The following is a 12,147-nucleotide window of genomic DNA, read 5'->3' as shown; positions in this document are numbered from 1 at the left end:
CAGACGCCGGTCAGGCGCCGGCGGTACCGGGGACGCCGAAGACGGCGGTGGTGATCCACACGAACAACACGTCGAGGCCGTAGACGATCGCCATCATGACGACGACGAACCCGAGGACGACGGCGGTGAACTTGAACAGTTCCTGCCGCGTCGGAGTGACGACCTTGCGGAGTTCCGCGAAGACCTGACGAATGAAGAGAGCGATCCGCGCGAAGAAGTTGAGCTTCTTCTCGCGGGGCGCGCCGCGGTCTGCGACGACCTCGCCCTTCGCCTCGTCTTGCGTCATCGAACCACCCAGGTCTCTGTCTGTGCCAGCGTGCGCTGTGCGCAGGGCGGACAGGAATCGAACCTGCAACCTGCGGTTTTGGAGACCGCTGCTCTGCCAATTGAGCTACCGCCCTAAGATCCCGAAGGATCCAGGATGCGAAACCGGCGCGCTTCCGCCTGGTATCTCTCGGGGAGGGATGCCGCGTACCCGAGGGCACGGCGAAAGATTGCAGATTTCGACTGCACTCCCCAGTCTATGTCATGTCCCCCGGTGAGGCGAACCGGGCCGGTGCCGGCGGGGCGGAGTCGTCCTGCGGTCCGCCCTGGCCCGCGACGCCCGTCGCCCCGGTTCCCCGACTCCGCCCCCGCTGTCGAACGCCCGGAAACGCGGAATCCCCCGGACCCCGTCGAGCGGGTCCGGGGGATTCGCGAGCGGCCGGATCAGACCGTGCGGATCAGCTTCTTGTTCACGAACTCGTCGGCCGCGAGCAGGCCCATCTCGCGCGAGGTGCCGCTGCGCTTGACACCGCCGAACGGCAGCTCGGGAGAGTCGGCCAGCACGACGTTGACGTAGACCATCCCGGCCTCGATCTTGTCGGCGATGCGCTCGGCCTGCGCGGCATCCGTCGTGAAGACGTAGGAGCCGAGACCGTACCCGGTGTCGTTGGCCAGGGTGACCGCCTCGTCCTCGCTCGAGACGCGGTAGACGACACCGACGGGGCCGAAGAACTCCTCGCCGTACGCGTCCATGTCCTTCGTGACGCCCGTGAGGACGGTGCCGGGGTAGAAGGCGCCGTCGCGCGTGCCGCCCACCTCGACGGTGGCACCCTGCGCCACGGCGCGCTGCACCTGCTCGTCGAGGCGTTCGGCCGCGGTGAGCGATGACAGCGGACCCAGCACCGTGTCGTCGGCGAACGGGTCGCCGACCTTGGCCTCGCCGAGGGCGGCGGTGAACTTCGACACGAACCCGTCGTAGAGGTCGTCGGCGACGATGAAGCGCTTCGCGGCGTTGCACGACTGCCCGTTGTTGTCGAGGCGGGCGTCGACGGCGGCCTGGACGGCGGCATCCAGATCATCGGTGGAGAGCAGGATGAAGGGGTCGGACCCGCCCAGCTCGAGTGCGACCTTCTTGAGGTTGCGGCCGGCGATCTCGGCGACGGCGGCGCCGGCGCGCTCCGATCCGGTCACCGAGACGCCCTGCACGCGGCGGTCGGCGATGATGGTCGCCGCCTGGTCGTTGGTCGCGCGGATGTTGACGTAGGCGCCCTCGGGCAGACCCGCGTCGCGGTAGATCGCCTGCAGCGCCTCGGCGGACTCGGGACACTGGGGAGCGTGCTTGAGCAGGATGGTGTTGCCCACCGCGAGGTTGGGCGCCGCGAACCGGGCCACCTGGTAGTACGGGAAGTTCCAGGGCATGATGCCCAGCAGCACGCCCAGCGGCGAGCGGCGGATGACCGCGGTGCCCTCGCCCAGGATGTCGAGCAGGGTGTCGCCGGTGATCTTGTCGATGTTGTCGGCGTAGTACTCGGTGATGTCGGCGGCGAAGTCGACCTCACCCTCGGCGGCGGCCAGGGGCTTGCCCATCTCGCGCACGATGATCGCGGCGAGCTCGTCGCGGCGCTCGCGGTGGAGCTCCGCCACGCGGCGGATCGCAGCGGCGCGTTCGGACGGAGCGGTGCGCGACCACACGCCGTACCCGTCGTGGGCGGAGGCGATGGCGGCCTCCACCGCGTCGTCGGTCAGGGTGTCGTACTCGGCGAGGGTCTCGCCGGTGGCGGGATTGACGACGGCGTAGTCGCTCATCGGGCTGCTCCTTTTCGTTTCGTTGTCAGATGGTGCGGTCGGATGCCGGGGTCAGATCGCGCGCCGGCGGCGGGCGCTGGCGGGCGCTTCCCGTCCCAGGGTCTCACCGCGGAAGAAGGCGGGGCTCGCGATGCGCTGGGCGATCATCAGCACCACCCCCACGACGATGATCACGACGGTGATGACGAACACGAGGCCGACGCCGCCGATCTGCGAGCCCGAGCCGTAATCGGGGCTCGCGCTGTCGACGAGGGTCGTGACGAACAGCACGGCCAGGATGACGCCGCCCACCAGCGGCGCGAGGAGGGTGAGGAAGACGTTGCGCACCGAGTCGAACCACTGCTTGCGGAAGTACCAGACGCACGCGAACGCGGTCAGGCCGTAATAGAAGCAGATCATCGCGCCGAGGGCGGTGATGGTGTCGGTCAACACGTTCTCGCTCAGCACACGCATGATCGCGTAGAACGCCGAGGCGACGATCGCCGACACGATCGTGGCGTAGCCCGGGGTGAAGAACCGCGGGCTGACCTTGGCGAACTTGCGCGGCAGCGCGTCATAGTGCGCCATCGCGAGGAGCGTACGGGCGGGGCCGACGAAGGTCGCCTGGAGGGAGGATGCCGAGCTGGTCAGCACCGCGAGCGACACGAGGAAGGCGAGGGGGCCGAGGATGGGCCCCGAGAGGTGGAAGAAGACGTTCTCCTGGATGTCCTCGTTGCCCAGGCCCAGCTCGCCCGTGCCGTTGCCGGCGAACATCAGCAGAGCGACCGCGATGAGCAGGTACAGCGCCACGATGAGGAACACCGTCACGGTGGCCGCGCGGCCCGGCGTCTTGTCGGGGTCCTTGGTCTCCTCGTTCATAGTGAGGATGACGTCCCACCCCCAGAAGATGAAGATCGACAGCGAGAGCCCGGCGGCGAACGCGCTGAACGAGTCGACCTCGAACGGATTGAACCACGACGCCTGAACGGGGCTGGCGTCGAAGGCGTTGCCGTTCATCATCTCGACCACGGCCGCTCCGGCGAAGACGAGCAGCACGAGGATCTGGAACCCCACCAGGCCGTACTGCAGGCGCTGGGTGGTCTGCAGATCGCGGTACGACACGATCGTGGCGAGCAGCATGAACAGCAGGCACACCGCCACGTTGACGGGCACGATGCGCGTGATCTCGGCGATCTCCGGATTGCCGCTGATCTGCGCGATGAGCAGGAAGAGAAAGTCGACCGCGATACCCGCGAGGTTCGACAGCACGATGACCGTGGCCGCGACCAGCCCCCACCCGGCCATCCAGCCGACCCAGGGTCCGAAGGCGCGGGCCGCCCAGGTGAACGAGGTGCCGGCATCCGGCATCCGGGAATTCAGCTCCCGGTAGCCGAGCGCCACCAGAAGCATCGGGATGAAGCCGACGAGGATGATCGCCGGAACCTGGAAGCCCACGGCCGAGACCGTCGGGCCGAGGGCGCCGGTGAGGGTGTAGGCGGGGGCAATGGTCGAGATGCCGATGACGACGGCGCCGATCATGCCGATGGATCCGACGCGCAGGCCCTTGTTCGAGATGCCGGTGGTGACGGCGCTGTCGGGTGCGGGGCTCGCTCCGTTGCGAGAGGTGGTCATCAGGAGGCCTCCGAGGTGCGGGGCACCACGATCATGGGGACGGGCAGGGCGCGGAGGATGCGTCCTGCGGTGGAGCCGAGGAACAGGCGCCGCGGCTGAGCGAGGCGGCTCGAGCCGACGAGCGCGATCTCGCCCGGCTGCCACTCGATGCGCGACACCGCGTCTTCGATGTCGCTGCCGGTGCCGACGACCGCCTCGGCGGCGATCCCGGCGGGCAGATCCGCGCGGACGGACTCGAGCACGCTCTCGGCGTGGGCGTGTCCCGTCAGACGAGTCAGCGACGCGTCGACGCGATCGGGGAGATCGACACCGGCGAGCGAGAGGAGCCGCACGGGTGCTTTCGCCCGGCGGGAAACGCCCACCGCGGTGTCGAGCAGCAGGTCAGCGCCGGGGCGGGTGCCGATGGCGGCGGTGACGCGCGGCAGACCCACCGACGGGTCGACGTCGCGCGCGCCCTCGGGAGCGAGCGCCACCGGGACGGGAGCCGAGTGCACCAGCTCCTCGGCGGTCGTACCGAGTCGGTGCCGTCCGCGCGGACCGCCCCCGCCGGTGCCGACGACGATCAGGCCCGCACCGAACTCCTCCGCGGCCGCGACCAGGCCGTCGGAGACGTCGTGCGCGTAGCGCACGTGTCCCCGAATGCCGGCCGGGTCGCCGATGCGCGCGAGGGCGTCGCGCAGCCACCCGCGCGCCGTGTCCTCGACCAGACGGTCGTAGGACGCGGCCGTCGGGATGGAGACGTTGCCCTGCGGGGACGGCAGCACGACGACGACGTGGACGGAGGTGCCGAGGGCTGCGCCGAGGCGGGCGCCCAGCGCGAGGGCGTCGGCACCCGCGTCGGTCGCCGTGTAGCCGACGACGACGCGGTCGCCGCTCATCCGCGCGTCCGCTCGAGGATCTCGTCGGCGGCGCGGTGACCCTGGCGGATCGCTCCGTCGACGTGCTGGTAGCCGGCGCCCGCCATGTCGCTGCACGCGAGGTGGATCGCCCCGACGGGCCGGCGCAGGTCGGCGCCGTAGCGCTGCAGGCCGCCGAGGTCGAAGCTCGCCGCGTACGCGCCGCGGGTCCACTCCTCGGTACCCCAGTCACTCTCGTAGTAGACCTCGGGGTTCTTGGCCTCGGGGCCGTAGTAGCGCGCGAGCGAGTCGAGGATGCGCTCCTTGCGTTCCTCGGGGCTCAGGCGGAAGAGGTCGTCGGCGTTCTGGTCCGACACGAACCCGACCAGGGTGCCGCGCTCGTCGCCGTGGTTGGTGTTGTCGTACGCCTCGTGGCACAGCTCGTACGGGCTGAACGCGGTGCCCGACAGGCCCTGCTCGCGCCAGAACGGGCGGTCGTAGACGGCGTGCACCTTGATGACGAAGCCCATCGAGATGTGCTGGTGCATCTGGTGCTGCAGACGCGGCAGGGGCGGCTCGAACGAGATGCGCGAGTACAGCACCGGCGCGAGGGCGAGCACGGCGAAGCGGGCTCGGACGGTGACGCCGTCGGCGATCACCGTGACCCCCGAGGAGGACGAGGCCGCGGCCTCGACGCGCGCGGTGAGGGCGCGCAGGTCGTCCACCCGTCGACCCGTGTCCGCGGCGGCGGGGCGGTCGGACGGCGCCGACTCGTCGCCCCAGATGATGCGGCGGACCGGCTGGTTGAGGAGCACGTCGTCGCCCAGGCGCTCGGCGAGCAGCTCGGGAACCTGCTGGAGACCGCCGGTCACGCGCTTGTCAAGGATGAAGTCGGCGTCGACGAGGTGCGAGTACGAGCCGGCGGATGCCGCCATGAGCAGCGACTGCAGCAGGGAGAACGTGTGCGTCGGCTTGGTGAGCATCGCCGAGCCCGTCGCGAAGGCGAGGTTGCGCACGGCTTCGTCGTCGTCGGTCTGCTCGCGCAGCCACGCGTCCCACGAGATCTTGTCCCACTCGGCGGCCTGCGGGTGCTCCCACGGCTTGTCGGGATCGATCTCGGCGACCATGGCATCCAGGCGCGCGGTGATCTCGTCGATGACCTTCTCGGTCTCGGGTGCCACGGGGAACATCTCGCCCGTGAAGCGCTTCGCCTCGCCGTCGGCACCGACGTAGACGCTGTCGCCCTCGCGGTAGCGGCTGTATGTCGACAGGCCGAGGTCGGCCACGGTGTCGATCAGCGCGGTCTGGTCGGGCGAGACCCACTGGCCGCCGAGCTCGAGCATCGCGCCGTCGATGACGTCGGTCCACAGGCGTCCGCCCACACGATCGCGCGCCTCGAGCACGACGACCGACAGGCCGGCCTTGCGCAGGTCGTTGGCCGCGGTGAGACCGGCGGCGCCGGCCCCGATCACGACCACGTCGCGGGTGATGTCATCCATGGGAGCTTCCTTCGTTGTGTCGTTCACGTCTTCGTGGATGGCCCCGACGGCGGCGGGCTCTCGGGTCGACCGCCGCCGCCGGGACGGGTGTCAGCTACGGGCGAGGGCGGCCGCGACCACGTCGAGGCCCTCGTTCAGCAGGTCGTCGCCGATCGACAGCGGCGGGAGGAAACGGATGACGTTGCCGTACGTTCCGCACGTGAGCACGATCACACCCTCGGCGATCGCCGCTTTCGCCACCGCGGACGTCAGCGCGGCGTCGGGTGCGCCGGTGGGGGGATCGACGAACTCGACGGCGATCATCGCGCCGTGTCCGCGGACGTCGCCGATGCGCGGGTCGTTCTGCTGCAGCGCGTGCAGGCGGTCCTTCAGCAGGACGCCGATCTCGCGGGCGCGCTCGACGAAGCCCTCGTTCTCGAAGGCGTCGATGGATGCCAGAGCCGCGGCGCACGCGATCGGGTTGCCGCCGTAGGTTCCGCCGAGCCCGCCCGCGTGGGTGGCATCCATGATCTCGGCACGGCCCGTGACGGCCGCGAGCGGCAGTCCGCCCGCGATGCCCTTGGCGGTGGTGACGAGGTCGGGGACGATGCCGAAGTGCTCGCTCGCGAACATCGCGCCGGTGCGCGCGAAGCCCGACTGCACCTCGTCGGCGATGAAGACGACGCCGTTGTCTCGGCACCAGTCGACGATCGCGTTGAGAAACCCGTCGGCGGGGACGATGAAGCCGCCCTCGCCCTGGATGGGCTCGATGATGACGGCGGCGAGGTTCTCTGCACCGACCTGCTTCTCGATGACCGAGATCGCCTTCGCCGCGGCCTCGGGGCCGGTCAGTCCGTCGCGGAAGGGGTACGACAGCGGGGCGCGGTAGACCTCCGCGGCGAAGGGTCCGAACCCGCTCTTGTAGGGCATGTTCTTCGCCGTGAGCGCCATGGTCAGGTTGGTGCGACCGTGGTAGCCGTGGTCGAACGCGACGACCGCCTGACGCTTGGTGTACTTGCGGGCGATCTTGACGGCGTTCTCGACGGCCTCGGCCCCCGAGTTGAACAGCGCGCTCTTCTTGGCGTGGTCGCCGGGGGTGAGACGGTTGAGCGCCTCGGCCACCGACACGTACGAGTCGTACGGCGAGATCATGAAGCACGTGTGGGTGAAGGCGGCGACCTGCTCCTGCACGGCCTTCACGACCGCCGGGTGGGCGTTGCCGACGCTCGTGACGGCGATGCCCGAGCCGAGGTCGATGAGCGAGTTGCCGTCGGCGTCGACGACGACTCCGCCGCCGGCGGCGACCGCCTGGATCGGGACGGTGTGGCCGACACCGGATGCCACGGCGGCGGCCTTTCGCTCCAGCAGTTCCTGCGAACGCGGGCCGGGGATGGCGGTGACGATGCGGCGCTCCTGGGCGAGGGACGGACCGCCGACGAGAGGAAGGGTGTCGAGGCTCATGGCGGCGATGCTACGGACGCCGCGCGGCGCCCCGCACTCTCCTGCCTGTACAGTCACAGGCGCCGTCGTATACGAGTCGTACAGGAGTTGTCATGGCCGACACCGCCCCCGCCCCACCCAGCCTGCGAGCGCTCCTGTCCCGCCGCGACCTGCACCTTCGGCTCGTCGCCGACGACGAGCTGTCCCCCGGCATCCTGGATCGCCCCGTGCGATGGGTGCACTCAAGCGACCTCGCCGACCCGACGCCCTTCCTCAGCGAGGGCCTCGTGCTGCTGACCACCGGCACCCAATTCGCCGACGCGACCGCCGCCGACTACGAGGCGTACATCGGCCGCCTGCTCGCGCGCGGCGTGCAGGGGCTCGGTTTCGGCACGGAGGTCGTGCGCGACGGCATCCCCGCTCCCCTCGTCGACGCGTGCCGGCGGGCGGGGATGCCGCTGTTCGAGGTGCCGTACCGCACCCCCTTCATCGCCGTCGCGCGCGCGGGCGCCGAGGCGATCGCGGCCGACGCCTATGCGCGTCGCAGTTGGTCGCTCGCGGCGCAGCGCGCGGTGTCGCTCGCCGCGCTGCGGCCCGACGGTCTGTCGGCGACGCTCGCCGAACTCTCGCGGCAGCTCGACTGCTGGGTGGGGTTGTACGACGCGGCCGGTGCGCTGCGAACCGCCTTCCCGTCCGGCGCCCTGCCCGCTTTGACCGCCGACGCCCTCACCCTCGAGGTCACGACGATGCTGCGCCGTGGCACACGCGCGGCGGGAACGCTGACCGCCGGCGACCGCGCGGTGAGCGTGCAGACGCTCGGACGCGGAGGGCACCTGCGTGGAGCCCTCGCGATCGCCGCGGACGACCTGGACCACGAGGCCCGCAGCGTCGTGACCGCCGTCGTCGCCATGGCGGCCCTCGCCCTCGAGCAGCAGGACGGACTGGGCCGGGCGATCGGCACCTTCCGCGCGGGCCTGGTGCAGACGCTGGCGACCGACGATCCGACCCTCGCACGGCGCGCCGGCCGCGATCTGTTCGGTCCCCTGCCCGCGGCGCCGGTCATCGTCGCACTCACCCCCGCCGCCGCAGCGAAGTCGACGGCACTGGCGGAGTGGCTCGAGGTGCGTGCGCAGGAGGGCCGGGGCGAGCTGTTCTTCGGTCGTGGCGACGACGGCCTCGTGCTCGTGGTCCCCGTGTCCGCCCGCGAGAGCCTGGCCGAGATCGCCGACCGCTTCGAGCTGACGGTGGGGTGCTCGGCCCCCTCGGGCTACGACGCGTTCTCGCGCGCCCTGACCCAGGCCCGCACCGCACGCGACCGTTCGGACGACGCCGGCCTCGCCGACTTCACCGACACGGCACGAGCCGGGCTGCTCTCGGCGCTGGAGTCGGAGGCCGCGCGCACGGTCGCGGCGGGCGCACTGGCTCCCCTGCGCCGGCACGACGAGACCGAGGGCTCGGCGCTGGTCGACACCCTCGACGCGTGGCTGGCCAACGACTGCTCGCACGAGGCGACCGCGGCGGCGCTCGGCATCCATCGCCACACCGTGCGGGCGCGCATCGCCCTCGCGCAGCGCGTGCTGGGGCGCGACCTGTCGTCGTTCGCCGCGCGTGCGGAGCTGTGGACGGCGCTGCGGCTGGCAGGGTAGGCGCGGTGACGGGGGCGCGGCGACGGCGACGGGGAGTCGGTGGCCCGCATGACGCGCCCGCCCACCGCACGGCGGCCGGGGCGCGTCTCACTCCCCCGGCGCGTGCGCCTCCAGGAACTCGTACATCTCGGTGGTGTCGACCCCGGGGAACGACCCCGTCGGCAGGGTCGCGAGCAAGGTCCGCGGTGTGCGCACGTTCGGCCATGCCTGCCCGCGCCAGGCGTTCTCGAGCGAGGCCGGCGGCCGGCGGCAGCACGTCTCGACCGCGTGCCGCGAGACGCCGCGGTGGGGGGTGTCGCGCCCGCGGAACCACTTCGTGTCGTCGAACCGCACCCCCACGCTCACCGAGTGCGCCCCCTCGCTCGACTGCTCCACGCGCGCGGTGCACCAGTACGTCCCATTGCCGGTGTCGGTGTACTGGTAATACGGATTGAAGAGGTCGTCCTCCTCGAACACGACGCGGCTCGTCCAGCGACGGCAGCACAACTGCCCCTCGATCGAACCCAGCCGATCGGTGGGGAAGTTCACGTCGTCGTTCTCGTACGCCTTCGTGATCGTCCCCGACTCGTGCACCTTGAGGAAGTGCACCGGGATGCCGAGGTGCACGGTCGCGAGATTGGTGAAACGGTGCGCGGCCGTCTCGTACGACACCGAGTAGGCGTCGCGGAGGTCTTCGATGCTGATCGTGCGCCGCTGCTTCGCCTCGCGCAGCGCGGGGACGACATGCGCCTCGGGCATGAGCAGCGCGCCCGTCAGGTAGTTGGTCTCGACGCGCTGGCGGAGGAACTCGTCGTAGCTCGTCGGCTCGCCGTGGCTCAGAATCCGGCTCGACAGCGCCTGCAGCACCGCCGCGCGCGGGTCGCCCTTCGCGACCTTCGTCGACAGGTACAGCCGCCCGTTCTTCACGTCGGCGATGCTCCGCGTCGACGAGGGCAGGTCGGGCACGTAGTGCAGCGAGAAGCCCAGGTGGGCGGCGATGTCGCTCGCCCCGCGCTGGGTGAGCGGTCCGCCGGGGTGCGCGATCGCGTCGAGCATCTCGGATGCCACACGCTCGAGCTCCGGAAAGTGGTTGTCCTGCGTGCGCATGAGTCGGCGGAGGGCGACATTGGCGCGGCGCGCCTCCTCCGGGGTCGCGGAGCGCTCTTCGCGCAACCGTTCGATCTCGGCCTGGAGAGCGAGCATCGCGGCGAGCGCCTCGTCGGGCACCGCGCGCCCCACACGGAAAGGGGCGATCCCGAGCGCCTGGAAGGTCTGCCCGCGCATCGCCCGCTCCACGGACAGCTCGAGGGTGGCGCGGGGATCGAGGGGCTCGGCATCCAGCAGCTGATCGAGCGTGCACTCGAGCGCTCGGGCGATCGCCTGCAGCAACGTCAGCTTCGCCTCGCGGCGGCCGTTCTCGATCATCGACATCTGGCTGGGCGCACGACCGACCGCTCCGGCGAGGTCGTCGAGGGTCATACCGCGCGCGGTGCGCAGCTGTCGGATGCGCCGACCGATGGTGAGGGTGTCCACCTCTTCATGGTCGGGCGGGAGGGATGCCGCGGGAATCGAGACGCCGGTGTCCATACCGGCAGGTTCTCACAGCAGCGGAAGATCGCGCGATCTTCACACATCGAATCTTCTTGCGGAGGGTTGTTCTTCGCGGACAGTGGTCTCCACGGGGCACCGACGCCCCGACACCCGAAGGAGGACGACATGACGATCCAGGCCACCCCCGCCCCGCAGCCCCTGCGCCCCGGCGACCAGACCGAGACCGCCGATGAGATCCGCACCTCGTGGGAGGACGACCCCCGCTGGGACGGCATCGAGCGCACGTACACCGCCGAAGACGTCGTCCGCCTCCGTGGCAGCGTCCGGGAGGAGTCGACGCTCGCCCGCCGCGGGGCCGAGAACCTCTGGAACCTCCTCCACACCGAGGACTACGTCCGGGCCCTCGGCGCCTACACCGGCGGCCAGGCCGTGCAGCAGGTGCGCGCGGGGCTCAAGGCCATCTATCTCAGCGGGTGGCAGGTCGCCGCCGACGGCAACCTCGCGGGCCAGACCTACCCCGACCAGAGCCTCTACCCCGCCAACAGCGTGCCCGCGGTCGTCCGCCGCATCAACAACGCGCTGCTGCGTCAGGACCAGATCGAGCGGGCCGAGGGCGAGATCACGCAGGACTGGCTCGCCCCGATCGTCGCCGACGCCGAAGCGGGCTTCGGCGGTCCCCTCAACGCGTACGAGCTCGCGCTGTCGCTGATCGCGGCGGGGGCGGCCGGCATCCACTGGGAGGACCAGCTCGCGAGCGAGAAGAAGTGCGGCCACCTCGGCGGCAAGGTGCTCGTGCCGATCCAGCAGCACATCCGCACCCTCAACGCCGCGCGTCTCGCGGCCGACGTCGCGGGCGTGCCGACGGTGATCATCGCCCGCACCGATGCCCTCGCCGCCGACCTGCTCACCAGCGACGTCGATCCGCGGGATGCCGAGTTCCTCACCGGCGAGCGAACGACCGAGGGCTTCTACCGCGTGCGGCCGGGACTGGACTCGGTCATCGCGCGCGGCCTCGCCTTCGCCCCCTACGCCGATCTGCTGTGGGTGGAGACCGGCGAGCCCGACATCGAGCTCGCCCGCGCCTTCGCCGAGGCGATCCACGCCCGCTACCCGGGCAAGAAGCTCGCCTACAACTGCTCGCCGAGCTTCAACTGGAAGCGCCACCTCGACGACGAGCAGATCGCCATGTTCCAAGCCGACCTGGCCGCTCTCGGCTACGCCTTCCAGTTCATCACGCTGGCCGGATTCCACGCCGTGAACCACTCGATGTTCGACCTCGCCCGCGGCTACGCCGAGCGCGCCATGAGCGCGTACGTCGAGCTGCAGGAGGCCGAGTTCGCCGCCGAAGCCAACGGGTACACCGCCACGCGCCACCAGCGCGAAGCGGGCACCGGCTACTTCGACGTCGTCTCGACCGCGCTCAACCCCGACAGCGCGACCCTCGCCCTGGCCGGCTCCACCGAGACGGCCCAGTTCCACTGACCCTCCCCCTCCCCGTCCCCCTCCCCGTCCCCGCTCGCCCTCTCTGCTCCTCCC

Annotated in this window: 9 protein-coding genes and 1 tRNA gene; 2 read left to right on the top strand and 8 right to left on the bottom strand. The window is 70.9% G+C overall.

Annotated elements, in window-relative coordinates; genetic code table 11:
- Positions 1 to 10: 10 nt before the first annotated feature.
- The 7 genes from secE to gabT form a co-directional block, all read right to left on the bottom strand.
- The gene (gene secE, locus AB0N80_RS07550) at positions 11 to 286 is read right to left on the bottom strand and encodes a preprotein translocase subunit SecE (protein WP_076677209.1); all 276 of its coding nucleotides are present in this window, start codon (positions 284 to 286) and stop codon (positions 11 to 13) included.
- 42 nt (positions 287 to 328) lie between these two features.
- Positions 329 to 401: transfer RNA gene (locus tag AB0N80_RS07545), tRNA-Trp, on the bottom strand.
- A gap of 307 nt (positions 402 to 708) precedes the next feature.
- Positions 709 to 2,070, bottom strand: a complete 1,362-nt coding sequence (locus tag AB0N80_RS07540) for an NAD-dependent succinate-semialdehyde dehydrogenase (protein WP_363578363.1) — start codon at positions 2,068 to 2,070, stop codon at positions 709 to 711.
- A 51-nt stretch (positions 2,071 to 2,121) separates the two neighbouring features.
- Positions 2,122 to 3,681 carry an APC family permease gene (locus tag AB0N80_RS07535; protein ID WP_363578362.1) on the bottom strand — a complete coding sequence of 520 codons (1,560 nt, stop codon included), beginning with the start codon at positions 3,679 to 3,681 and terminating at the stop codon, positions 2,122 to 2,124.
- Positions 3,681 to 4,559 (bottom strand): universal stress protein, encoded by an 879-nt coding sequence (locus AB0N80_RS07530; protein ID WP_315995022.1) that lies wholly within the window; start codon positions 4,557 to 4,559, stop codon positions 3,681 to 3,683. The genes AB0N80_RS07535 and AB0N80_RS07530 overlap by 1 nt, the downstream gene beginning before the upstream one ends.
- Positions 4,556 to 6,016, bottom strand: coding sequence for an NAD(P)/FAD-dependent oxidoreductase (locus tag AB0N80_RS07525; protein ID WP_315995023.1), 1,461 nt, complete (start codon positions 6,014 to 6,016; stop codon positions 4,556 to 4,558). The genes AB0N80_RS07530 and AB0N80_RS07525 overlap by 4 nt, the downstream gene beginning before the upstream one ends.
- Before the next feature lie 90 nt (positions 6,017 to 6,106).
- A complete protein-coding gene (gabT, locus tag AB0N80_RS07520; RefSeq protein ID WP_363578361.1) occupies positions 6,107 to 7,456 on the bottom strand; it encodes a 4-aminobutyrate--2-oxoglutarate transaminase in 1,350 nt (449 codons plus the stop codon).
- A gap of 92 nt (positions 7,457 to 7,548) precedes the next feature.
- Between gabT and AB0N80_RS07515 the strand changes: the two genes are divergently transcribed.
- The gene (locus AB0N80_RS07515; RefSeq protein ID WP_363578360.1) at positions 7,549 to 9,081 is read left to right on the top strand and encodes a PucR family transcriptional regulator; all 1,533 of its coding nucleotides are present in this window, start codon (positions 7,549 to 7,551) and stop codon (positions 9,079 to 9,081) included.
- An 87-nt stretch (positions 9,082 to 9,168) separates the two neighbouring features.
- Here AB0N80_RS07515 and AB0N80_RS07510 read toward each other — a convergent pair whose 3' ends face one another.
- Entirely contained in the window at positions 9,169 to 10,647 is a 1,479-nt protein-coding gene (locus AB0N80_RS07510; protein ID WP_363578359.1) for a helix-turn-helix domain-containing protein, read from the bottom strand.
- Between the two features lie 129 nt (positions 10,648 to 10,776).
- On the opposite strand from AB0N80_RS07510, the gene aceA reads away from it, so the two are divergent.
- Positions 10,777 to 12,093: an isocitrate lyase gene (gene aceA / locus AB0N80_RS07505; protein ID WP_363578358.1), complete on the top strand. Its 1,317-nt coding sequence runs from the start codon at positions 10,777 to 10,779 to the stop codon at positions 12,091 to 12,093.
- Positions 12,094 to 12,147: the final 54 nt, after the last annotated feature.

Origin of the sequence: Microbacterium sp. NPDC089188 (genome assembly GCF_040685155.1) — a bacterium.
Classification (GTDB): domain Bacteria; phylum Actinomycetota; class Actinomycetes; order Actinomycetales; family Microbacteriaceae; genus Microbacterium; species Microbacterium galbum.
This window is presented reverse-complemented; position numbering and strand designations above follow the sequence as displayed.

Bases quoted from the DNA above. Each gene is read 5' to 3' on its own strand.
- secE (WP_076677209.1), bottom strand. From the start codon at position 286: ATGACGCAAGACGAGGCGAAGGGCGAGGTCGTCGCAGACCGCGGCGCG.
- AB0N80_RS07540 (WP_363578363.1), bottom strand. From the start codon at position 2,070: ATGAGCGACTACGCCGTCGTCAATCCCGCCACCGGCGAGACCCTCGCC.
- AB0N80_RS07535 (WP_363578362.1), bottom strand. From the start codon at position 3,681: ATGACCACCTCTCGCAACGGAGCGAGCCCCGCACCCGACAGCGCCGTC.
- AB0N80_RS07530 (WP_315995022.1), bottom strand. From the start codon at position 4,559: ATGAGCGGCGACCGCGTCGTCGTCGGCTACACGGCGACCGACGCGGGT.
- AB0N80_RS07525 (WP_315995023.1), bottom strand. From the start codon at position 6,016: ATGGATGACATCACCCGCGACGTGGTCGTGATCGGGGCCGGCGCCGCC.
- gabT (WP_363578361.1), bottom strand. From the start codon at position 7,456: ATGAGCCTCGACACCCTTCCTCTCGTCGGCGGTCCGTCCCTCGCCCAG.
- AB0N80_RS07515 (WP_363578360.1), top strand. From the start codon at position 7,549: ATGGCCGACACCGCCCCCGCCCCACCCAGCCTGCGAGCGCTCCTGTCC.
- AB0N80_RS07510 (WP_363578359.1), bottom strand. From the start codon at position 10,647: ATGGACACCGGCGTCTCGATTCCCGCGGCATCCCTCCCGCCCGACCAT.
- aceA (WP_363578358.1), top strand. From the start codon at position 10,777: ATGACGATCCAGGCCACCCCCGCCCCGCAGCCCCTGCGCCCCGGCGAC.